The following is a 23,075-nucleotide window of genomic DNA, read 5'->3' as shown; positions in this document are numbered from 1 at the left end:
ATCTTAACGTTGCGTTAGCCATCGCGGCCTAGCGTGAGTCTGGTCTGCTGAGAGGAAACCACCATGGACGAATTTGATCCGTTCACCGCCCCGCCCCGTGTGCCGACTGCCAACCGGCCACTGCTGGGTCTCACCATTCTTGTCGTCGAGGACAGCCGTTTCGCCTGCGAAGCGATGCGTCTCTTGTGTCTGCGCAGCGGCGCGCGAATCCGCAGGGCCGATTGCCTGAGATCGGCACGCCGGCATCTGCAGGTGTATCGTCCGTCCGTCCTGGTGGCCGATCTGGGGCTTCCCGATGGTTCGGGCGTTGACTTGATTGCGGAACTGGCGCACGCCACCCCCCGCGTCCCTGTCATCCTTGGTACATCGGGCGACGATCACGCCGAAGACGCGGCTCTTGCTGCCGGGGCCGATGGTTTTCTCGCCAAGCCAGTTACTTCACTCGCCACGTTCCAGCAGGCCGTGTTGTCGCGCCTGCCCGCTGATCAACGGCCAAATGGCCCGCGCGCAGTGCGAGACGAAGTGATCGAACCTGACAAGATGGCCTTTCACGATGACATGGCGCATGTTGCCGATGTCCTGAACGATATGGCCGGCGACAAGGTGCTGGACTATCTCGCGCAGTTTGTTGGTGGCGTGGCCCGCAGCGCACAGGATGCCACACTGGCGAATGCAGCGGAGTCGCTTGCGGCATCGCGCAGGCGCGGTGGCCCTGTTGCAACCGATATGGCGCGCATCGCGGGGTTGGTTCAGGAGCGTCTGGAGCAAAAGAGAGCCATTTGAACACGGCGCAGGGGCAGTTCTGATCACGCGATGTCGATGCTACGCTTTCTTGCAAGGCCCGCGTGACATTCAGGCCATCGACTCTATCGCAAGATCCCGGGATCGTCTGCCATCTCGAGCCCCGGAAACACCACGCGCTGCAACGATCCGCGATCAAGCCCTGCGAGGCCGCGCATCAACCAGGCCACGGGAGCACGTACGTCGCCGGTTGGCATGAGATCGCGCCGGTCATACAAATCCGCTTCCTCCAGGCCGGGCCAATCACCCAGCACCCGTCCTCCCCTGATTGCGCCACCTGCCAGCACCATCGCACTGCCGGTTCCGTGATCGGTGCCCCCGGTGCCATTGATGCGCACGGTACGGCCGAATTCGGTCATGGCGACGATCGCTGTCTTGCCCCAAGCCTCTGGCCCCAACCCTGACTGCAACGTCAGGATCGTGTCGGAAAGCCGTTCCAGGGCCCGGTTCAGATTGCGGCCTTGCTGTCGGTGGGTATCCCAGCCATTGATCGAAAACGACGCGACGCGGGTATCGCCGCGCAGCTGTTCCGCCGCGAACGCGGCCACCTTTACGTGCGGTTTGCCGCGCCCGGCACCGCCGCCTGACCCGGTCAGCATCATTGCTTCGCTAAGTGCGGCATGAAAGGCCGGATCATCCTGCATCACAAGTTCGGCGAGCTGCATCGCTTGCGGGCTGATCTCTAGATCCGCGTCCGGCGCCCAGTCCGCGACGGCGACCGGGCCCTCGAGCAATTTCATCTCGCCATGTCCGATCGCAAAGGCCGTTCGCGGCTCAACGCCGGGCAACTGACCCAACATGCGGTTCAGCCAACCATCGCGCGCGCCCGACAAGGTAGGTGTGCCTGCTTCAAGCAAATCCTGCCCGTCAAAGTGGCTGCGTTTGTCGCGATACGGGGTCGACACAGCGTGCACGAAGCCAAGCTCTTCGCGGTGCCAAAGTGGCATGAGTGGCGCAAGAGCCGGATTGAGCGCAAAGAATCCGTCTAGGTCGAGAGCACCGTTGTTGACCCCACTCGTCAGATTGGCACGCAACGCCGCGAATTCCGGCGCGCCATAGGGCTGCACCACGTCCAGTCCGTCCATGCCTCCGCGCAGGACAATCACCACGAGCCGGGTGTCCCACGGGGCTGCGGCAAAGCTGACAGGTGTCAACAGGGGGCTGGCTGCCACCGAACACCCGATCAGGGCAGAGCGAGCCAGAAAGGCGCGGCGACTCAGGTTTCGCACGGATGACATTGGCACTCTCCTATCTGCGCTGAAACGCGGGGGAACTCAGAACCAGCCCGATCGCGTCTGACCGGCTCTCGGCAGCCTGTGCGGCGAAACGAACCGACTGTGTTGCAAACGGGCCAAGCGCCGCATCCACGAACGCGCTCGGTTCCGGCAAATTGGGCCGCAGGACAGTGGGCGCGGACACCGCCCACCGCAGGCGCGCAGACAACCCCTGTGGCGTTATCCACGCCGCGTCCTCCTCGGCCCAGCCATCGGGACCGCCAGGTTTCAACAAGGGCTGTCCCATCTCTGCCAACGGACGCAAGAGTGCCCGCCGCACCTTGCGCGGCTCCAGACCCTGCATCGCTTTGGGTGTGACGGCCAGTGCCCGGCAACTCGTGGCAATCAGATCAAAGGGTGGTTTTACATTCCCCGTCGCCTCGGTCCAACTCGCCGGATGGTCCAGCAGCGCGGCATAGACCTCCTGCAGGTCACCATCCGTATCTACGAACCGTGCAGCGACGTGATCCACAAGGGCCGGACCCGGATTATCCGACACGAAATGCACCGCGAGCTTCAGGGCGATATGCCGTGCGGTTGCCGGATGTACGGATAAGTCGCGCAACGCATCCAATACCGGTTCGATTCCGGGTTTGCCTACGCCATAGCGGACGCCCAGAACCGTTTCCGCGCCGGGTTCGGCAAAGCCCTCCCGGAACGTGAATGTCCCATCGGTCTTGTAGCTCAGTCCGGTGAACAGCTCGGCCAATTGGCGCACATCATCCTGATTGTAGGGCCCGTCGACACCCAGCGTGTGCAGTTCCAGCACCTCGCGCGCCAGATTCTCGTTCAGCCCGCCCAATCGCTCGGCACGCTCGGCCGCGACGCTGCCCGGGCCGACGGAATAGGACTGATCGAGAAAATGCAGCATCAACGGATGCGTCACGGCGGCAATCAGCAAATCCGCAAAGCGTCCGTTCACATTCGGCCTGATCGCTTCCTCGATATAGGGAAACGCCGCCGGCACCATGATCGGATTCTTGCCCATGGCCGTGAAATGATCGGCCCAGAACATCGCCAGCCGCTCGCGCAGCGGAGCCTCGCTCCAACTCCACCTCAACAGGGTATTGACGTACCATCCCAGGCTCTGGCTGGCGAGCCTCTTGCGCATGGCGGAGATTTCGTCACGTGCAGCGTTTGCATGTTTGGTTTTGCCGTGTTTCTTCGCTGTCTTGATGTCGCGCCGAAGACGCGCGGCCGCCTCCAGGTTCTGCGCGTAGGCCGAAAACGATTCGATCGGAAACTGAGCCGCACTATCGTCCTGGCCACGTAATCCTGCCAACAAGTCGGCAGTGGTCTGGGGCGGCAGCTCCGGCGACAGCCCGCACCCGAAACGGATTGAAGCCTGTTCGGGGGAAAGGGTCACGGGCGTCACCTGTCTTGGGTTCAGTCACTTCGCTATCTACACCAAGGTCGCGACACAAATCACCAACCTTTCCAGTTATACGCCCAACGCTGGGCGTTCCGTCGCCCGATGCGCAGAAAAACGCCATGCGCCGGTCATGCCGCCTCTGTTCAACGCGTGTTAAAGCAAGTATGTTCCCTTATTGTTCTAGTGACAAGAGCACGGAGAACCGGCAATATGTGGGATATGACTGAAAGCCCCTCACAAGATCTGTCAAAATTCCTCGGATCGGACCGTTTTGCGACGATCATGGCCGATCCCCCGTGGCGGTTCACCAACCGCACTGGGAAAATCGCGCCTGAACACAAGCGCCTTGCCCGCTATCCGACCATGACACTTGACGACATTTGCGCCTTGCCGGTCGCCTCGCACCTTGAGGACCGCGCCCATTGTTACCTTTGGGTGCCCAACGCGCTCTTGCCCGAAGGCTTGCAGGTGTTGCGTTCATGGGGCTTTGATTACAAGTCAAACATCGTCTGGCACAAGATCCGCAAGGATGGTGGCAGCGACGGACGCGGTGTCGGCTTCTACTTCCGCAACGTGACCGAAATCTTGCTGTTTGGCACGCGCGGCAAGAATGCCCGGACCCTGCCCCCCGGACGTCGGCAGGTGAACATGATGCAGACCCGAAAACGCGAACATTCGCGCAAACCCGACGAACAGTATGACCTGATCGAAAGCTGTTCCTGGGGGCCCTATCTGGAGCTGTTCGGGCGCGGTGTGCGGGATGGCTGGACCGTCTGGGGCAATCAGGCGGACGCCGATTACAAACCCGGCTGGAAGACATACGCCTACAATTCCGGCGTCGCCGCCGAATAACGGCCCAGTGCGTTTCGGGTCTAACGTGAAGCATCTTGCGTCACCCAACGCGTTGAAATCTATGATTTCAGGCAGCGTTAGGTGACTCAGGTTTGACGCGAATCGCCTAGCCGTTCCTGCTGAACAGGTCGGGGGCCGTTGCCGTATCTCTGATCACGCTTGCGGCCGCATCCACCAGAACATCTGCGGGCAGTCCGACCAGCAACAATGGGCATGGGTTGCCGACACCGCGCGCCACGCGTTCGTCCAGCTTGGACCAATGGGTCGAAGCCTGGCCGAATTTGCTGGCGACAAAGGTCTTTGCAAATGCCTCTGCAAACGGCACGCCGCGTTCGACCTGCCGCGCCACGGCGTCGCGTTGCGCGCGGGTGCGCTCGGTGATGCCAAGACGTTCCAGATGCTCTTCGCTGTCCAGTCCCTGTGCCTTCATCCAACCGGTGATCCGAGGCAGGAACGCATCCTGCATAGAGGCACCGCGGGTTACGATGATCCCGACAGAAATCGCCGACAGCCCGTGCAGCCGCTGGAAATTCTCGAGGTCCCGGTCAAAGAACGGGTCCTTGTTGTTCCACTCTATCTCAAGCGCCAGCGTGCCGTTGTCCGCAAACCGAACATGGTCAACCTCGTGGCTCACCCCCGCGCGCGTTTGACCGTCAACGATGGTCTCGACCGAAAAGTGATGCTTGCGCCAGCCACCGGCATCCAGCGCACGGCGCAGCCTCTGGGTCTGCCCGCTTTCACCGCCGCCGCCGCCGATCAACTCGCTGATATGGATGCGAAACGCGGCGAGCCGCGCCACGAGACTGTCCAGATCTTCGGCAAAATCGAACGACAGGATGGCGTCCGCATGGTTGCGCGTTGCGATGTCAAACCCCAGTTCGCGCAACCGCTCCAACATCAGTCTTCCTGCGGAATCACCCGCAGGCCCAGTTCCATCAGCTGATCGCTGGTTGGATCGCTCGGCGCGTTCATCATCAGATCTTCGGCGCGCTGGTTCATCGGGAACATGATGACCTCGCGGATGTTCGCCGTATCCGCCAACAGCATCACGATCCGGTCGATCCCGGCCGCGCAGCCACCGTGCGGCGGTGCGCCGTATTGGAACGCGTTGACCATGCCGCCAAAGCGTTTTTCGACCTCATCCTTGCCATATCCGGCGATTTCGAACGCTTTGAACATGATTTCGGGCTTGTGATTCCGGATCGCACCGCTGACCAGTTCATAGCCGTTGCACGAGAGATCGTATTGATAGCCCAGCACCTTGAGCGGATCGCTTTCCAGCGCCGCCATCCCGCCCTGCGGCATCGAGAACGGGTTGTGTTCAAAGTCGATCTTGCCGGTTTCCTCGTCCTGCTCGTAGATCGGAAAATCGACGATCCAGGCAAAGGCAAACCGGTTCTGTTCGGTCAGGTTCAGTTCCGCGCCGATCACGTCGCGGGCCTTGCCGGCCACCTTTTCGAACGCCTTGGGCTTGCCCCCGAGGAAGAATGCCGCGTCGCCGACCTTCAGCCCCAGTTGCTGACGGATCGCCTCGGTGCGCTCGGGGCCGATGTTCTTGGCCAGCGGTCCAGCGGCTTCCATGCCCTGCCCCTGATCGCGCCAGAAGATGTACCCCATCCCCGGCAGACCCTCTTTCTGCGCGAACGCGTTCATCCGGTCGCAGAACTTGCGCGAGCCGCCTGTCGGGGCCGGAATGGCGCGGATCTCGGTGCCGTCCTGCTCCAGGAGCTTGGCAAAGATTGCGAATCCGGACCCGCGGAAATGCTCGGAACAATCCTGCATCTTGATCGGATTGCGCAGGTCGGGCTTGTCGGTGCCATACCACAGGGCGGCATCGCGATAGGAAATCTGCGGCCAGTCAGTATCAACCTTGGCCCCCTCGCCAAATTCCTCGAACACGCCTTGAAGCACCGGCTGGATCGTGTCGAACACGTCCTGCTGGGTGACAAAGCTCATCTCGAGGTCGAGTTGATAGAAATCGGTGGGCGAGCGGTCAGCGCGCGGATCTTCGTCGCGGAAACAGGGGGCGATCTGGAAATACTTGTCAAAGCCACTGACCATGATCAGCTGTTTGAACTGCTGCGGTGCCTGCGGCAGCGCATAGAACTTGCCCGGATGCAAACGGCTCGGCACCAGAAAATCGCGCGCGCCCTCGGGGCTGGACGCGGTGATGATCGGCGTCTGGAATTCGCGGAACTTGCGATCCCACATGCGTCGGCGCATTGACGCCACCACATCCGAGCGCAGGGTCATGTTCGCCTGCATCGCCTCGCGTCGCAGATCGAGATAGCGATACCGCAGGCGGGTTTCCTCGGGGTATTCCTGATCGCCAAACACCATCAACGGCAGTTCGGCAGCGGCCCCCAGAACCTCAAGTTCGCGCACATAAACCTCGATTTCGCCGGTTGGAAGCTTGGCGTTGATCAGCTCGGCATCGCGCGCCTTGACGGTTCCGTCGATGCGAATGCACCACTCGCTGCGCACCTTTTCCAGCTCTGCAAAGGCGGGGCTGTCGCCATCGCACAGTACCTGCGTCACGCCGTAATGGTCACGCAGGTCGATGAACAGAACCCCGCCATGATCTCGGACCCGATGGACCCAGCCGGAAAGGCGGACGGAATCGCCGACATTGGCGGCAGTCAGATCGGCGCAGGTATGGCTGCGATAGGCGTGCATGGGAAATGCCTCGTTTTGGGTGGTTTCTGGCGTCGCGTCGGTACACAAGGCTGCGCCGCAAAAGTCAAGCCGTGTTGACCCGACCTGCTCCCTGAAACCGGCCCCGGATCAGCCCGCGCAACGCATTTCCAACCCAAATTGCCTCTGCATCGGCCAGATCATCCGGTGTCAGCACCTGTTCGCTCCAGCTGCCGCTGGCGAGCAACCGCCCCCGCAACACCCCCGGCAACAGACCGCAGGACAGGGGCGGCGTAACCTGCCGCCCCTCGCCAAGTCGTACGAACAGGTTGGTGATCGTGCCCTCGCACACTTCGCCGCGCTGATTCAGAAACAACAGCTCGTCCACACCCACAGGCATCGTCGCGCGGGAGTGATCATATAGGTCCCGATTGGTGGTCTTGTGCCTGAGCCAGGGATCATCCGACCTCACCGCGTGGCGGGCCAATGCCACTGTCCAGATCGGCGCAGGTGGCCCCAGCGTTGCCGTTGTCAGATCAAATCCGCCGTCCGGCCCCAGCGTCAGGCGGCAACGCAGCGGCAGCTCTCCTGTCACCGACGCCAACAGCGCATGCGCAGCGACACGATCGAATGGCACGCCCAGTGCCTGCGCCGATCGCGCCATCCGGTCCAGATGCAGGTCGGCATCGACCCCTCCCTTTCCCGGTTGCCAGGCAAGCGTTTCGATCAGACGGGTATCGGTTGGGATATCGCCGAAAACCGGGCTTTCCATAGCGCCTCTTCATATTCGCTGTTCGCGTCGCTGTCATAGACCACACCGCCGCCCACATTCAGCTGCGCTTGCCCATCCTCAAGAAGGATGGTGCGGATTGCCACATTGAAACCGCTCCGACCATCCGGCGCGACCCAACCGATACTGCCGCAATAGATGTCGCGTGCTTCCATCTCCAGTTCACGAATGATCTCCATCGCGCGGATCTTGGGCGCACCGGTAATCGAGCCGCAGGGAAACAGCGCGCGCATGATCCCGCCCAGCCCAACCCTCGGCTGCAACTGCGCGGTCACCCGGGACACCATCTGGTGCACGGTCGTGTAGGTTTCGACGTGATAGAGCGTCGGAACCCGCACCGACCCGGGCTGGCTGACGCGGGACAGATCGTTGCGCAACAGGTCAACAATCATCAGGTTTTCGGCGCGATTCTTGACGTCACTTTCCAGAAAGGCCCGCCGTCGGGCATCGTCAGCGGCACCTGCGCCGCGTGGCTGGGTGCCTTTCATCGGCATTGTCTCGATTGCCCCGGCACCATCGGTACGAAAAAACAGCTCGGGCGAGCGGCAGATCAGGGCCGGCAGGCCGTCCTGTTCCACCAGCGCACCATATCCGACCGGTTGCCGCCTCGTCAGCGCCGCATACAACGCCTGGGCCCCGCCATGCGCAGACGCGCGCATCGGAAAGGTCAGGTTCGCCTGATAAATATCTCCGGCGCGAATCAGCGCATGCACCCGATTGAACGCGCGACCGTATTCTTCGCGTCTCCAGCCCGGCTGAAACACTTCGAACTCCGCCGCGCCGTCGGTCAGGTTTCCCTGCCCCGGCGCGCCGTATACCCCGAAACAGATCAGTGGCAATCGCCGGCGCTCCGGCATCAATCCGGCCAATCTTGGTTCCAGTGCATAGCCGAGTTCGTAGCTGCAATACCCGGCCAGCCAATGCCCGTTTGCCTGCGCCGCATCCAGTTCGGCCAGCGCCGCCCCGACCTCGTCCGGACGATCCGCGCGGATCAGGCGCATCGGATCGCGAAACCAGTCGCCCGGCCCCTGCGACCCATGATCAAAGCGAATATCCAACTGTGCCACATACCCCCGCAATCGCGCTCTCATAGCCGCATCGTTGCCACCCGGCAACCGATGCAAAGTCATCGTTACAGATTCTTGCCGCTTCGGCCCTTGCACATGCCCACCCCATCCCTATAACGCAGGACAATTTGGGCACGTTGGGGGTGCCCGGACATCACCAGCCAAAAGGGGCCGCGCCATGCCGAAGAGAACCGACATCCAGTCGATCATGATCATCGGAGCCGGACCTATCGTGATCGGACAGGCATGCGAGTTCGATTATTCCGGGGCACAAGCCTGCAAGGCCCTGCGTGAGGAAGGGTATCGGGTCGTCCTTGTCAACTCGAACCCGGCGACGATCATGACCGACCCGGAACTTGCCGACGCGACCTATATCGAACCGATCACCCCCGAAATCGTCGCAAAGATCATCGCCAAGGAACGCCCCGACGCGCTCTTGCCGACGATGGGCGGTCAAACCGGGCTGAATACCAGTCTCGCGCTCGAAGAAATGGGCGTCTTGGCGGAATACGGAGTCGAAATGATCGGGGCCAAGCGCGAGGCCATCGAAATGGCCGAGGACCGTAAGCTGTTTCGCGAGGCGATGGATCGGCTGGGCATCGAAAACCCACGCGCCACGATCGTCACGGCACCCAAGGATGCAAATGGCAAGAAGGACCTGGCAGAGGGCGTGCGCCTGGCGCTGGCCGAACTCGAAGACATCGGTCTGCCAGCCATCATCCGGCCAGCCTTTACCATGGGCGGCACCGGTGGCGGCGTCGCCTATAACCGTGATGATTTTGAACATTTCTGCCGCTCGGGCATGGACGCCAGCCCGATGGGCCAGATCCTGATCGACGAATCCCTGCTGGGGTGGAAAGAATTCGAGATGGAGGTGGTGCGCGATACCGCTGACAATGCAATCATCGTCTGCTCCATCGAAAACGTCGATCCGATGGGCGTGCACACCGGCGATTCGATCACCGTGGCCCCGGCTCTGACGCTGACCGACAAGGAATACCAGATCATGCGCAACGGCAGTATTGCCGTGCTGCGCGAAATCGGCGTCGAAACCGGCGGCTCCAACGTGCAATGGGCGGTAAATCCGGACGATGGCCGCATGGTGGTGATCGAGATGAACCCGCGCGTGTCACGTTCATCGGCGCTCGCATCGAAGGCCACTGGTTTCCCGATTGCCAAGATCGCTGCAAAGCTGGCCGTGGGATACACGCTGGACGAGCTGGACAACGACATCACCAAGGTGACCCCGGCGTCGTTTGAGCCGACGATCGACTACGTCGTCACCAAGATCCCGAAATTCGCCTTCGAGAAATTCCCCGGCGCGAAACCCTACCTTACGACCGCGATGAAATCCGTGGGCGAAGCCATGGCCATTGGCCGCACGATCCACGAATCCTTGCAAAAGGCGCTGGCCAGTATGGAATCCGGCCTGACCGGTTTCGACGAAATCGAGATTCCCGGTGTCACCGTCGGTACCTGGGACATCGTCGAGGACAAGGCCGCCGTCATCAAGGCCATCAGCCAGCAGACGCCAGACCGGATGCGTACCATTGCACAGGCCATGCGCCACGGGATGGGAGACGACGAAATCCACGCCGTCACCATGTTCGATCCGTGGTTCCTTGCGCGTATCCGCGAGATTGTCGAAACCGAAGCGAAGTTGCGCAAATCCGGTTTGCCTACGAACACGGAGGAGTTGCGCGCGCTCAAGATCATGGGCTTTACCGATGCCCGGCTTGGCTTCCTGACCGGACGGGACGAAGCCAACGTGCGCCGCGCCCGTCACAATCTTGATGTCACCGCCGTCTTCAAGCGCATTGACACTTGCGCTGCCGAATTCGAGGCGCAGACGCCCTACATGTATTCGACCTATGAAATGCCGATGATGGGCGAGGTCGAATGCGAAGCGCGCCCGACCGACCGCAAGAAAGTCGTGATCCTCGGCGGTGGCCCGAACCGGATCGGTCAAGGGATCGAGTTTGACTATTGCTGCTGTCATGCCTGTTTCGCGCTGACCGATGTTGGCTATGAAACCATCATGATTAACTGCAACCCGGAAACGGTTTCGACCGATTATGACACATCGGACCGGCTCTATTTCGAGCCGCTCACGTTGGAGCACGTCCTCGAAATCCTGCGGGTAGAACAGCAAAACGGCACCCTGCATGGCGTCATCGTGCAGTTCGGCGGGCAGACCCCGCTGAAACTGGCCAACGCGCTGCAGGACGAGGGCATTCCGATCCTGGGCACCACGCCCGACGCCATCGATCTGGCCGAGGACCGCGAGCGGTTCCAGCAACTGGTTCAGAATCTGGGTCTCAAGCAGCCTCACAACGGAATTGCCAGCACCGACGCCCAAGCCTTTGAAATCGCCAAGGATATCGGATTTCCGCTGGTCATTCGCCCGTCCTATGTTCTGGGTGGACGCGCCATGGAGATCGTGCGCGATCAGGCCCAGCTCGAACGCTATATATCCGAAGCGGTTGTGGTTTCCGGCGACAGCCCGGTACTGCTCGACAGCTATCTGTCCGGCGCCGTCGAACTTGACGTTGACGCGATTTGTGACGGCACCGACGTGCATGTCGCGGGTATCATGCAGCATATCGAAGAGGCCGGCGTGCATTCCGGGGACAGCGCGTGTTCTCTGCCACCCTATTCGCTGGACGCTGCGATCATCGAAGAGATCAAGGCACAGACCAGCGCTCTGGCGCGCGCCCTGAATGTCGTCGGGCTGATGAACATCCAGTTTGCGATCAAGGATGGCGAGATTTTCCTGATCGAAGTCAATCCCCGCGCCAGCCGAACTGTTCCCTTTGTCGCCAAGGCCACGGATTCCGCGATCGCGTCAATCGCGGCCCGCGTCATGGCCGGCGAGCCGCTGTCAAACTTCTCGATGCGCGCGCCCTATGACGCACAGGCGGACTACGACACGGTGCTGCCATTGGCGGATCCGATGACGCTGGCAGACCCGAACATGCCGTGGTTCTCGGTGAAAGAGGCCGTTCTGCCCTTTGCCCGTTTCCCCGGCGTCGACACAATTCTGGGCCCTGAAATGCGTTCCACCGGTGAGGTCATGGGCTGGGACCGGGATTTTCCTCGCGCATTTCTCAAGGCTCAGATGGGCGCCGGCATGGTGCTGCCCACATCTGGCTGTGCCTTCCTGTCGATCAAGGATGACGACAAGACCCCCGAGATCATCGAGGCCGCACAGATCCTGACGGGCCTCGGGTTCACGCTCGTCGCGACACGCGGAACGCAAAGTTGGTTGGCGGACCAGGGGATCGAATGCGGCGTCGTCAACAAGGTTTACGAAGGCCGCCCCGACGTGACGGACATGATGAAGGATGGCGGCGTGCAGCTGGTGATGAACTCTACCGAAGGCGCGCAGGCGGTCGAAGATTCAAAATCGATTCGCACCATCGCGCTCTATGACAAGATCCCCTATTTCACGACGGCGGCTGGCAGCCACGCTGCCGCGCTGGCGATCAAGGCACAGGCCGAAGGGGACGTCGGGGTAAAGAGCTTGCAGGGCTAGGCGCAGGTCAAAAGCCCCACAGCCAATATGGCTGACGACATGACGACGGGAATCAGCATTGGCGTGCTTGATTCCGACAATGAACGCCTTTGGGATTGCGATTAAAATCAAGGGCTCTCGCAAGGGTTGCAGCCAGTGTGTCCAAAAGAACAACTTATTGTTAACCCCTTCACTCATATGGTTGAATTTGGTCAAGGACTGACTTAAATCGAACCTGCTTCGGAAGGTTTGGAGCTTGGCTAGGTCCGTGTGTTCCCGCATGTATGGCGGCACCCAGCTTTGTATGTGTAAATGTTCGCGGGATAGGAAGAAGTAGCTATGAAAATTGGTAAGAGCAGTATTCTGGCGGCCCTGTCGTCAGCCGCCGCCTTGATGTTGGGCGCGACTGCAGTGCAGGCGGCGACGATTCAGAGCATGACCCACAGCACGAGGGGCGTCGAACAACTCTACTACAGCCAGGGTATCACGATAGGGTCGCGCCATGATTGGGATACCATTTCGTTTGCATTTGACCTGCAAGGCGGGTCCGGATTTGAAGCCTATTCCGCCGGTGATCTGTACATCCTCACGGAAAATCACCTTGGTTCCGCCGAAGATCTCGATTCGTCGACATCCGGTTTCTTGGCAAAGAACAATGGATTCGAGAATGGGTTCTGGACGTTTGACCGGGACGTAACCCTGGTGGCTGACACGACCTATTACTTTGTCATGGGCGACAGGGAGACCGCGACGGCCACCCAAATTTTCGGGAACCAGGACCTGACCGGTTCAGGGCTCGGCTTCAGCGGTAGTGCATTTGGCGATTTCATGAGCACTACCGGTGATCTGGACTTTGCGCTCAATGGCGAGATCGCTACACCGGTTCCGCTTCCGGCGACTGCATTGATGCTCCTGGCGGGGCTTGGCAGTTTGGGCGCAGTGGCGGCGCGCAGGCGGCGAGGCTGAAACTGCGCGCCGGACCCACTCGAAATTCAACCCGAGGCGGACCTTGTATTGCGTCTCGGGAGCGGTGTTCAGGCGAACTGCAATCCTCACCTTCCAGCGACGGCGCTGCTGTTGGCTATTGGCCTCACTGACCTTGGCGTAACATGGCCCCCTCGGCGGCCAGCTTGACTCCGACAAACACCGGATCGGCCTCTGGCCTTGTGTCCAAGGCGTGTGATCATGCCGCCCACGCTGCGGGCGCGTCTTACTTCAGTAGCTGTAATCGGCGTAAATCCGGTCAAGGTCGCCAGCCCAGTCGCCCTCATATCGGGCAAGCAGTTCGTCCGCAGCAACCTGTCCGCTGTCGAGGCTCTCCTTCAGCGCATTCAGGAAATGGGTCTCGTCGGGCACCATGCCTCCGGCCCCGGGTCGCGCCCGCGCCTGCAATCCGGCGTCGGCTATTGCCACGACTTCACGGGCAAGATCATTCATGTGAATATCACCAACCCGGGCTTGCAACCCTTGCTCACTGGCCGCGACCCGCAGGGCCTGACGGGTTTCACTGTCCCAGCCCTTTGCGAGGTCCCACGCCGCATCCAGCGCCGTCTGATCGTACATCAGCCCGACCCAGAAGGCCGGCAGCGCACACAACCGGCGCCATGGTCCGCCATCTGCGCCGCGCATCTCGATGAATTTCTTGATCCGCGCCTCGGGGAACAGCGTGGTCAGATGATCGGCCCAATCCGAAAGTTGCGGCTTTTCTCCCGGCAATGCAGGAAGGTCACCGCGCAGAAAATCGCGGAATGATTGGCCAAGTGCATCAATGTACTCGCCATCGCGGTAGACAAAGTACATCGGCACATCGAGCGCATATTGCACCCAGCGTTCGAACCCGAACCCGTCCTCGAACACAAACGGCACCATGCCGGTGCGATCCGCATCCAGATCGCGCCACACCCGCGAGCGCCAGGATTTGTGCCCGTTCGGCTTGCCGTCGATGAATGGCGAATTGGCAAACAGCGCGGTCGCCACCGGTTGCAGGGCAATGGCCACCCGCAGCTTCTGGACCATGTCCGCCTCAGAGGCGAAATCGAGATTGACCTGCACGGTACAGGTGCGGCGCATCATCGTTGTGCCCATGGTGCCGACCTTGTTCATGTAGGCGTCCATCAGCTTGTATCGCCCCTTGGGCATCAGCGGCATCTGCTCGTGCGTCCAGACCGGCGCAGCGCCCAGCCCGATGAACCCAACACCCACCTTGTCGGCCACGTCCTTGACCTCGCGCAGGTGTTCGTTCACCTCGTCACAGGTTTCGTGAATGGTTTCCAGCGGTGCTCCGGACAGTTCCAGTTGCCCCCCCGGTTCGAGCGAGACATTGGCGCCGTCCTTTTCCAGCCCGATCAGGTTGCCACCTTCTTCGACCGGCGACCAGCCATGGGCATCGCGCAGCCCGTCCAGGACCGCCCGGACCGACCGCTTTCCTTCATAGGGGATCGGCAAGAGCGTGTCCTTGCAATAGCCGAATTTCTCATGCTCGGTGCCGATGCGCCAATCAGCCTTGGATTTGCACCCATCTGCCAGGTATTCCGCAAGCTGTTCGTGACGTTCGATCGGTCCGCCGCCGGACTGTGGAATAGACATGAATACGCTCCGAGCCATTTGTCGAGGTTTTGGCGCTCAGGAGTGCGGTGATTTCGCCGGGCTGTCAATGCAGCCTTTGGTGTTCAGGGCGCAACCTACCGCGCGACCAGATCACAACCGGGTGTGGCGATCGGTTCTGAAGCTCGGCCAGCATCCGTTCGGTCCGAATGCCCGGCAGCGCGGCAAAAACGTCAAACAGTGCTTCGGACCCTTCGGCGTTCACCGGTATCTGCAGCTCTGGCTGACCCGGTTGATCCAGCACCCAATGCGCCAGCCGACCAGCGGGATGCAACGCAATGCTGCGCAGATCAGCGACCGCAACCGCGCCTCCGCCCAGCGGACCGAAATAGGTGATTTGCCCTTCGTCCACCTGCACGACACCCGGCCCGCCGCCACCCGATCGGAACCGCGCCTTTTGCACGCCGACAAAACCCTGCGCCAAACCCCCAAGCACCAGCGCACCGCCGACCCAGCCCAGCAATCCACCCGGCCCGAGCATCCACCACAGACCCAGCACCATCAGGGCAACGCCGGCCAACGCCTCACGCCAGCGCCAAAGTGCCGCGCGCAGCTCGGGGCGAATAAAGTTCACCGCCAGTCCCCCAATGCGCGCTGCCACAGGGCCATCGCCGCCACGGCGGCGGTATCCGCGCGCAGGATCCGGGGTCCCAGGCTGACCACATGCGATGCGGGCATCGCCGTCAGCCGCGCCCGTTCAGTGTCGGAAAACCCGCCTTCGGGACCGATCAGAATCGCCCACGGACCCGCGGAAACACCCGGTGCAAGATCGATGTTCGACCCCGCTTCGACTTCATCGCAAAACATCAACTGCCGGCCGCCCGGCCAGTCGGCCAGTACGCGGTCGAGCTTTTGCAGGGGCGCGACCTCGGGCACAAAGGTGCCACCGCATTGCTCTGCCGCCTCGACCGCGTGGGCTTGCAATCGGTCCTGCCGGATCCGCTCTGCATTGGTGAACTCGGTCTGAACCGGCAGAATCCGCGCCGCCCCCATTTCGGCGGCTTTCTCGACGATAAAATCCGTACGCGCCTTTTTGATCGGGGCAAACAGCAGCCACAAATCGGGCGGCATCATCAATCCACGCGTCCGCTGCTCGCAGGTCAAGACGCCACCGCGCTTGCCCGCCTCTGCCACCGTTGCGCGCCACTCGCCATCCCGCCCGTTGAACAATAGCACGGCATTGCCTGCGCTCTGGCGCATCACCCCGAACAGGTAATGCGCCTGTTCCCGGTTCAAAGGAACCGATTGCCCCTGCCCCAAGGGGTGCTCTACAAACAGTCTGATTTTTGCGTTCATGAAAGACTACATATGCAAGGCAAAGCGCCAATGCCAGATGGTCAGGTCGCCGATGCGCCAGCCGACAACTGGGTGGATCGGTATGCGCCCGAGGCGACACGGCCCTATTTGCGGCTCAGCCGTGCGGATCGGCCGATCGGCACGTGGCTGTTACTGATCCCCTGCTGGTGGGGGTTGGCCCTGGGGATGCTGTCAGATCAGTCGCCGCGTTGGGAAGATGCCTGGATCGCGCTTGGATGTGGCCTCGGGGCGTGGCTGATGCGCGGCGCAGGCTGCACCTGGAACGACATCACCGACCGCGACTTTGATGCACAGGTCGCCCGCACCCGGTCGCGCCCGATCCCGTCGGGACAGGTCAGTGTGCGCGGTGCGGTCATCTGGATGGGCGCACAATCCCTGCTCGCCTTCTGTATCCTGTTGACCTTTAACCGTATGGCGATCTCGCTGGGCGTCCTGTCGCTGCTGCTGGTCACGATCTATCCGTTTGCCAAGCGCTTTACGTGGTGGCCACAGGTGTTTCTGGGGCTGGCATTCAACTGGGGCGCGTTGCTTGCCTGGACCGCCCACACGGGCAGGGTCGAACTGCCCGCGGCGCTGCTTTATCTGGCGGGCATCTGCTGGACCCTGTTTTATGACACGATCTATGCGCATCAGGATACCGAGGACGATGCGCTGATCGGGGTCAAATCGACCGCACGTCTGTTCGGGGACAGAACGTCGCATTGGCTGAAGTATTTCCTTGTCGCCACGGTCGCGTTGATGGCGGCGAGCGTGGTCGATGCTGCGGTTCCCGACGCGTCCCTGATCGCACTGATTCTGGCGTTGACCGGTCCCTGGGCGATGGGATGGCACATGGCCTGGCAGTTGCGCGGTTTTGATCCGAGCGATGACAAACGGATGTTGCACTTGTTTCGGCTCAACCGCGACACCGGCCTTATTCCGCTCATCTTCTTTTGCGCTGCGCTGCTGGCTTGATTGAACCCCGGCGCGCAGCCAGCTATGACAACCGGGTATCTAGGGAAATCAACACTGCCCATGCGCCAGTCTCCGCTTCTTGTTGCCGTGCTTTCTTTTGTCATCGGGGCCGCCTTATGCCTGGTCGCTGCCAGCTTTGCGGTTACCGCGATCGAGGACAGTTCTGAAATCGGGGTGCGCCGCGCACTCGATCAGGCCAGTTATGATTGGGCAGAGGTCGAGGCCGACGGGTTGCAGGTTATCCTGACCGGCACCTCCCCGACCGAGGCCAAGCGATTTGATGCCATCAGCCGGGTCGGCACGGTGGTCGACTCCGCGCGAGTCATCAACCAGATGGACGTGCGTCCCACGGCCGCCTTGGCCGCGCCGCAATTTTCGGCCGAAATCCTGCGCAACGACAGCGGTATCTCCATCATCGGCCTGATTCCGGCACAGACCGACCGTGAGGCCCTGATCAAACGTCTGAATGCCATCGCCGACGACACGCCTGTGACGGATCTTCTGGAAACAGCCAGCTATCCCGTTCCGCGCGGCTGGAATGACGCGCTTGGATTTGCGGCGACTGCCCTGTCGCGCCTGCCCCGCTCGAAACTGTCGGTCGAAGCAGGCCTTGTTCGGATCACCGCGATTTCCGATAGCGCCGAGGCACGCGATGCACTGGAGAAGGAACTTACCCGCGCGGCTCCTCCAGGACTGCGGATATCGATGGATATCGCCGCGCCCCGGCCCGTCATCACGCCATTTACCCTGCGTTTTCTGATCGACGAGGAGGGCGCGCGCTTTGACGCCTGTTCCGCGGAGAACGAGAAATCGCGTGACCGCATCCTGAACGCTGCCTTTCGCGCCGGCCTGTCCGGCAATGATCGTTGCACGATCGGGATGGGTGTTCCCTCGCCGCAGTGGGCGCGTGCGGGCGAACTGGCCATCGGGGCCCTGGCAGAGCTGGGCAGCGGGGCCGTGACCATTGCAGATGCGGATATCACGCTGGTGGCCGCACAGGGCACCAATCCGGCGGCGTTTGATCGTATCGTGGGCGAACTTGAAACCGAACTGCCCGATGTCTTTGCCCTGCATGCCGTCTTGCCTGATCCTCCCGGAAGCAAACCGTCCGGTCCGCCGGAATTCGTGGCCACGCTCAGCCCGGAAGGGCTGGTTCAGCTGCGCGGGCGGTTGAGCGACGAGACGCTGCGACAGGCGGTCGACAGCTATGCCAGGGCACGGTTCGGATCAGACAGTGTGTATACCGCCGCGCGGCTTGTCAGCGACCTGCCCCAAGACTGGCCCATCCGGGTGCTTTCCGGGCTAGAGGCGCTGGCCCTTCTCAGCAACGGTGCGGTGATCGTCACGCCGGACAACGTCGAACTGCGCGGCGTCAGCACCCGCGAAGACGCCAACGCTACGATTTCCGGCCTGTTGTCGGACAAGCTGGGCGAAGCCGAAACCTACGACATCGACGTCACCTATCGTCCGCCACCGCCACCGGTCGATGTGCCCCCCGACCCTGATGTCTGCGAAGCGGAACTGGTCGAGATACAGTCGGTCAACAAGATCCAGTTCGAACCGGGATCTGCGACCATCGCCGCCGAATCGCTGGATACGATGAACGATATTGCCGATGTGCTGAAAGCCTGCGGTGAAATCCGGCTGGAAATCCAGGGGCACACTGACAGTCAGGGCCGCGAAAGCATGAACCAGCAACTCAGCCAGGCGCGGGCGCAATCGGTACTGAACGAATTGCGGGCGCGCAGGGTTCTGACCTCGACCTATGTTGCCGTCGGCTATGGCGAAACCCAGCCCATCGCCAGCAATGATTCCGAGTCCGGTCGCGAAGCCAATCGACGCATCGATTTCCGTCTGATCCGGCCCGAGCCCATCAAGGAAAAGCAAACCACCCTCGAAGCAGTGGCCGAACAAACTGCAGCGCAAAACGAGAGCGCGGATGACAGTGCAGATGACACCGAGGCCTCCAGCGACGACGAACAAGGATCAGAAAATGAACAGAACTGAGTTCATCATTGCGACGGCCATCATATTGTTTGTCGCCTTTGCGGCAGGCTGGTTTGCAAATTGGCTTGTCCATCGCTTTACCCGTGTGAAACAGAGCGACGTCGCAGATCTCGACCGGATGAGCCAGGAGTTGCACGAGGCCGAGGAAACCCGCGATCAGGCGATCACCTATCTGCAGCAGCGCGAATCCGAGTTGACCAACCAACTGTCGCAAACTGAGGCAGAATTGAACGCCGCGATGGATGGTCTGCGCGATGCCCGCCGCGAGGCCGAGGAACTGCGCGGCCAATTGGGCTGACTGCGACCTACCAGCGGTCCAATGCTGCCTCGTCCTCGTCACGCGCCGCAACCCAATCCGCACCGCCCCGGGTGATTTCCTTTTTCCAGAACGGTGCACGGGATTTGAGATAGTCCATCAGAAATTCTGCCGCCTCAAACGCATCCTTGCGGTGCCGCGACGCCGTCGCGACCATCATGATCTGATCTCCGGGTGTCAGACGTCCGTGCCGATGGATCACCAATACATCGCCCAACGACCAGCGATCTGCCGCATCGGTCGCGATCCGGGTCAGCGCTGATTGGGTCATGCCGGGGTAGTGTTCGATATCCATCGCAATCAGATTGCCCTGCGCATTGTCGCGCACGACACCGGTAAAGGTCACGATCGCGCCCATGCTCTCTCCGCCGAAACCGCACAGTTCCGAGGCGAGATCAAAGGGGGTTTCCTGCACGACAACCCGCATCGCCTAGCCTCCGGTCATTGGCGGAAAGAACGCCACCTCGCGCGCATCCCCGATCGGTGCGTCAAAGTCAGCGAGTTCCTGATCAATGGCAACGCGCAGGGCGCTCAAATCCGCGAACGCCGCTTCGTAGCGTTCTTCGCGGCTGCTCAACTCCGCCACCAACTCCGCCACCGTGGCCGCGTTGGTTTCGACCCTCTCGCGAGGCAAGCCAATCCGCTCGCGCACCCATGCAAAATACAAGACATCCATCAGCGCACCTCCTTGAGGAACGGCAATGCCTTGCGCAGATAGTCAAGCCCCGTCAACAGCGTCAGCGCCGCTGCCAGCCACAACAGCCAGAGCCCGGCGCGTCCCGTCCATTCCATCGCGGCGGTTTTCCAGCCCAAGCCACGCGGGTCCGCCACGTCACCGGCAAGAATTTCGCCAACCATCTGCGCATCCAGACCCTGGGATGACAAATCCAAATAGTGCTCGAAAATGCCCTGCAGAAACAGCACCGCGATGGCGATCATCTGCAAGGTGGTCTTCCACTTCGCAAGGTTCGTCACCTTGAGCGTGCCTGCGGTATCTCCGAGATATTCGCGCAGTCCCGACACAAAGACCTCGCGGAACAGGATCACGGTGGCCGGCAGAACCAACCAGGGTGACATCGACGAATAGCCGACGATCACCATCAGCGCGATGATGACCATCGCCTTGTCGGCAATCGGGTCCAGCATCGCACCTACTTTGGTTTCCTGCTTCCACGCCCGCGCCAGATACCCGTCGACCCAGTCCGTCAGGGACGCGCTGACAAACAGCATCAGCGCGAACCAGTCTGCGTAGGGTCTCTGAAAATACAGGAACATGACCGCCAGTCCCGGCGCCGCAAGCAGCCGAAGGACCGTCAGGATATTTGGCAGGTTCCACATCATGCCGGAACCCTACATCGCGGGTTTGGAACATAAAAGCGCATGTTCAACCGATCCGGCGATCACAGGTCGAAAATGCCGATGCCCTGCGACGACGGCGACTCATCCCTTGTCATGAAAGAAATCGTAGATGGTCTCGGCAAGTGTGCCGGAAATGCCATCAACGGCCTTGAGATCTGCGAGATTGGCACGACTCACTGCCTTGGCGCTGCCGAAATGCGCCAGCAACGCACGTTTGCGCGTCGCCCCGACGCCAGGCACCTCATCCAGCGGTGTCGCTCCCACGGCCTTGGCCCGCTTGGCCCTATGAGTGCCAATGGCAAAGCGGTGCGCCTCGTCCCGCAAACGTTGTACGAAATACAGCACGGGATCATTGCGCCGCAGCGCGAAGGGGCGCGCGCCGATGCGGTGGAACTCTTCCTTGCCGTGGTCGCGGTCGACGCCCTTGGCAACGCCCACCATGGGTATGTCCTGGACCCCGTGGGTGCGCATGATCTCTGCAACCGCGCTGACCTGTCCCGCGCCGCCGTCAATCAGCAACAGATCGGGCCAGTGTCCCTTTTCTCGGTCAGGGTCCTCTTTCAACAGCCGCGCAAACCTGCGGTTCAGAACCTCTTTCATCATGCCAAAGTCATCGCCGGGCGTCAGATCATCGCCCTTGATGTTGAACTTGCGATAGCTGTTCTTCATGAGTCCTTCGGGTCCGGCCACGATCATCGCCCCGACGGCGTTGGTTCCTTGTATATGGCTGTTGTCATAAACTTCGATCCGCTCGGGCGGGACATCCAGATCAAACGCCTCGGCCAATCCGCGCAGCAATTTGGCCTGCGTTGCACTCTCGGACATCCGCCGTGCGAGTGATTCCCGTGCATTGCGCAGCGCGCCCGAGATCAGCTCGGCCTTTTCCCCGCGTTGCGGCACCAGAATTTCGACCTTTCGACCCGCTTTGCCGGTCAGGGCCTCGACCATGAGATCTGCGTTTTCAATCGAATCCGACAGGATCAGTTGGCGCGGTGGTTCCTTGTTGTCATAGAACTGGCCAACAAACGCCTCCATGACTTCTGCGGCCGATACATCCGGTCCGACACGCGGATAGAAGTCCCGGTTGCCCCAATTCTGGTTGGCCCGAATAAAGAACACCTGAACACAGGCCTGGCCGCTATCCATGTGCAGGGCAATGACGTCCGCCTCGTTAACCCCGCGCGGGTTGATGCCCTGCGTGGACTGCACCTGTGTGAGCGCCCGGATGCGATCCCGCAGGGCAGCGGCGCGCTCAAACTCCATCGCGTCCGAGGCGGCAGCCATCTGTTCGGCCAGTTCCTCCTGTACCCGCGTGGATCGGCCTGACAGGAAAAGCTCGGCGTCGCGCACACTTCCGGCATAGTCCGTTTCAGAGATCAACCCGACGCATGGCGCAGAACAGCGCTTGATCTGGTAAAGCAGACAGGGCCGCGTGCGGCCTTCGAACATCGCGTCCGAACAATTGCGCAACAGGAATACCTTTTGCAGTTGGTTCAGCGTTCGGTTGACCGCGCCCGCACTCGCAAACGGCCCGAAATAAGTGCCCTTTTCCTTCTTGGCGCCTCGGTGTTTCTTGATCTGCGGAAAGGCATGATCCCGCGCTACGAGAATGTTTGGAAAGCTTTTGTCGTCACGCAGCAACACGTTATATTTGGGCTTCAACTGCTTGATCAGGTTCTGTTCAAGAAGCAAGGCCTCTGTTTCCGTACGCGTGGTCAGAAACATCATGCTGGCGGTTTCGCGGATCATCCGGTCGATCCGGCCACTATGCCCCGCGCTCGGTCGGGCATAGTTTGAAACCCTCGCCTTCAGATTGCGTGCCTTGCCCACGTAGAGGACCCGGCTTTCGCCATCCAGCATCCGGTAGACACCGGGCGATGTATCAAGCGTTTTCAGATATCCCTGAATGCGGGCATGCCCGATTGGTGCCGGATCCGCGGTATGTTCAATCTCGTCAGTCATTGGACATACCTATGATTCTCTGGACCTGGCTGCAATCTTGGCCGGGACGGATCAACCCCTAACAAATCCACTGTTTGTGTGGATAAGTCTGATGATATCTTTGGTGCGTTGGGAAATTTCCCTTAGTTTCGGCTGATTTCGCTGAAATGACTAATAAATAGGCATATATTTAAGCTATTGAAATACAACGATACTTTTTAATTCACAATGCAAGCTGATGATTTCTAACACAAATTTGTGACAGATATGTAA

Annotated in this window: 20 protein-coding genes; 7 read left to right on the top strand and 13 right to left on the bottom strand. The window is 60.9% G+C overall.

Going from position 1 to position 23,075, the window contains the following annotated elements; translation table 11 throughout:
* Positions 1-63 precede the first annotated feature (63 nt).
* Positions 64-783 (top strand): response regulator, encoded by a 720-nt coding sequence (locus tag QO231_RS00245; RefSeq protein ID WP_316771804.1) that lies wholly within the window; start codon positions 64-66, stop codon positions 781-783.
* Between the two features lie 83 nt (positions 784-866).
* Here the strand turns inward: QO231_RS00245 and QO231_RS00240 are convergent, their stop codons facing one another.
* Both QO231_RS00240 and QO231_RS00235 read right to left on the bottom strand, forming a co-directional pair.
* Positions 867-2,039 carry a DUF1501 domain-containing protein gene (locus QO231_RS00240; protein WP_316771801.1) on the bottom strand — a complete coding sequence of 391 codons (1,173 nt, stop codon included), beginning with the start codon at positions 2,037-2,039 and terminating at the stop codon, positions 867-869.
* Between the two features lie 10 nt (positions 2,040-2,049).
* A complete protein-coding gene (locus QO231_RS00235; protein WP_316771798.1) occupies positions 2,050-3,441 on the bottom strand; it encodes a DUF1800 domain-containing protein in 1,392 nt (463 codons plus the stop codon).
* Between the two features lie 225 nt (positions 3,442-3,666).
* On the opposite strand from QO231_RS00235, the gene QO231_RS00230 reads away from it, so the two are divergent.
* Positions 3,667-4,299: an MT-A70 family methyltransferase gene (locus tag QO231_RS00230; RefSeq protein ID WP_316773039.1), complete on the top strand. Its 633-nt coding sequence runs from the start codon at positions 3,667-3,669 to the stop codon at positions 4,297-4,299.
* A 106-nt stretch (positions 4,300-4,405) separates the two neighbouring features.
* Here QO231_RS00230 and QO231_RS00225 read toward each other — a convergent pair whose 3' ends face one another.
* The 4 genes from QO231_RS00225 to QO231_RS00210 all read right to left on the bottom strand — a co-directional run bounded on the left by QO231_RS00225 (position 4,406) and on the right by QO231_RS00210 (position 8,781).
* The gene (locus QO231_RS00225; protein WP_316771796.1) at positions 4,406-5,197 is read right to left on the bottom strand and encodes a BglII/BstYI family type II restriction endonuclease; all 792 of its coding nucleotides are present in this window, start codon (positions 5,195-5,197) and stop codon (positions 4,406-4,408) included.
* Complete coding sequence (gene aspS, locus QO231_RS00220; RefSeq protein ID WP_316771793.1) at positions 5,197-6,975, bottom strand: aspartate--tRNA ligase; 1,779 nt, start codon at positions 6,973-6,975, stop codon at positions 5,197-5,199. The genes QO231_RS00225 and aspS overlap by 1 nt, the downstream gene beginning before the upstream one ends.
* A gap of 64 nt (positions 6,976-7,039) precedes the next feature.
* The gene (locus QO231_RS00215; RefSeq protein ID WP_316771790.1) at positions 7,040-7,705 is read right to left on the bottom strand and encodes an aminotransferase class IV family protein; all 666 of its coding nucleotides are present in this window, start codon (positions 7,703-7,705) and stop codon (positions 7,040-7,042) included.
* Complete coding sequence (locus QO231_RS00210; RefSeq protein WP_394356555.1) at positions 7,660-8,781, bottom strand: aminodeoxychorismate synthase component I; 1,122 nt, start codon at positions 8,779-8,781, stop codon at positions 7,660-7,662. The genes QO231_RS00215 and QO231_RS00210 overlap by 46 nt, the downstream gene beginning before the upstream one ends.
* 187 nt (positions 8,782-8,968) lie before the next feature.
* Here QO231_RS00210 and carB point away from each other — a divergent pair, with 187 nt between their 5' ends.
* Together carB and QO231_RS00200 are read left to right on the top strand one after the other, a co-directional pair.
* On the top strand, positions 8,969-12,325 hold the full coding sequence (carB, locus tag QO231_RS00205; protein WP_316771785.1) for a carbamoyl-phosphate synthase large subunit: 3,357 nt from the start codon (positions 8,969-8,971) through the stop codon (positions 12,323-12,325).
* A 318-nt stretch (positions 12,326-12,643) separates the two neighbouring features.
* Entirely contained in the window at positions 12,644-13,270 is a 627-nt protein-coding gene (locus tag QO231_RS00200; protein ID WP_316771782.1) for a VPLPA-CTERM sorting domain-containing protein, read from the top strand.
* A gap of 249 nt (positions 13,271-13,519) precedes the next feature.
* Here QO231_RS00200 and QO231_RS00195 read toward each other — a convergent pair whose 3' ends face one another.
* From QO231_RS00195 to QO231_RS00185, 3 genes are all read right to left on the bottom strand, one after another.
* Complete coding sequence (locus QO231_RS00195; RefSeq protein WP_316771779.1) at positions 13,520-14,890, bottom strand: glutamate--cysteine ligase; 1,371 nt, start codon at positions 14,888-14,890, stop codon at positions 13,520-13,522.
* Between the two features lie 64 nt (positions 14,891-14,954).
* The gene (locus QO231_RS00190) at positions 14,955-15,482 is read right to left on the bottom strand and encodes a hypothetical protein (protein ID WP_316771777.1); all 528 of its coding nucleotides are present in this window, start codon (positions 15,480-15,482) and stop codon (positions 14,955-14,957) included.
* Positions 15,479-16,204: a 16S rRNA (uracil(1498)-N(3))-methyltransferase gene (locus tag QO231_RS00185; RefSeq protein WP_316771774.1), complete on the bottom strand. Its 726-nt coding sequence runs from the start codon at positions 16,202-16,204 to the stop codon at positions 15,479-15,481. Before QO231_RS00185 ends, QO231_RS00190 begins: the two co-directional genes overlap by 4 nt.
* A 12-nt stretch (positions 16,205-16,216) precedes the next feature.
* Here QO231_RS00185 and ubiA point away from each other — a divergent pair, with 12 nt between their 5' ends.
* The 3 genes from ubiA to QO231_RS00170 are packed head-to-tail and all read left to right on the top strand — an operon-like array spanning position 16,217 to position 19,484.
* Positions 16,217-17,179 carry a 4-hydroxybenzoate octaprenyltransferase gene (ubiA, locus tag QO231_RS00180; protein ID WP_316771771.1) on the top strand — a complete coding sequence of 321 codons (963 nt, stop codon included), beginning with the start codon at positions 16,217-16,219 and terminating at the stop codon, positions 17,177-17,179.
* A 60-nt stretch (positions 17,180-17,239) separates the two neighbouring features.
* Positions 17,240-19,186 carry an OmpA family protein gene (locus QO231_RS00175; protein WP_316773037.1) on the top strand — a complete coding sequence of 649 codons (1,947 nt, stop codon included), beginning with the start codon at positions 17,240-17,242 and terminating at the stop codon, positions 19,184-19,186.
* The gene (locus QO231_RS00170; RefSeq protein ID WP_316771768.1) at positions 19,173-19,484 is read left to right on the top strand and encodes a hypothetical protein; all 312 of its coding nucleotides are present in this window, start codon (positions 19,173-19,175) and stop codon (positions 19,482-19,484) included. The genes QO231_RS00175 and QO231_RS00170 overlap by 14 nt, the downstream gene beginning before the upstream one ends.
* Before the next feature lie 7 nt (positions 19,485-19,491).
* On the opposite strand, the gene QO231_RS00165 is transcribed toward QO231_RS00170, so the two are convergent.
* The 4 genes from QO231_RS00165 to uvrC all read right to left on the bottom strand — a co-directional run bounded on the left by QO231_RS00165 (position 19,492) and on the right by uvrC (position 22,823).
* Positions 19,492-19,929: a molybdenum cofactor biosynthesis protein MoaE gene (locus QO231_RS00165; RefSeq protein ID WP_316771766.1), complete on the bottom strand. Its 438-nt coding sequence runs from the start codon at positions 19,927-19,929 to the stop codon at positions 19,492-19,494.
* 3 nt (positions 19,930-19,932) lie between these two features.
* On the bottom strand, positions 19,933-20,178 hold the full coding sequence (moaD, locus tag QO231_RS00160) for a molybdopterin converting factor subunit 1 (protein ID WP_316771764.1): 246 nt from the start codon (positions 20,176-20,178) through the stop codon (positions 19,933-19,935).
* Entirely contained in the window at positions 20,178-20,843 is a 666-nt protein-coding gene (gene pgsA / locus QO231_RS00155) for a CDP-diacylglycerol--glycerol-3-phosphate 3-phosphatidyltransferase (RefSeq protein WP_316771761.1), read from the bottom strand. The genes moaD and pgsA overlap by 1 nt, the downstream gene beginning before the upstream one ends.
* Before the next feature lie 99 nt (positions 20,844-20,942).
* Complete coding sequence (gene uvrC / locus QO231_RS00150; protein ID WP_316771758.1) at positions 20,943-22,823, bottom strand: excinuclease ABC subunit UvrC; 1,881 nt, start codon at positions 22,821-22,823, stop codon at positions 20,943-20,945.
* Positions 22,824-23,075: the final 252 nt, after the last annotated feature.

The sequence above is a fragment of the Sedimentitalea todarodis genome, assembly GCF_032595355.1.
In the GTDB taxonomy this organism is placed as follows: Bacteria; Pseudomonadota; Alphaproteobacteria; order Rhodobacterales; family Rhodobacteraceae; genus Sedimentitalea; species Sedimentitalea todarodis.
The sequence above is the reverse complement of the archived record's forward strand: the minus strand, read 5'-3'. Positions and strand labels throughout refer to the sequence as shown.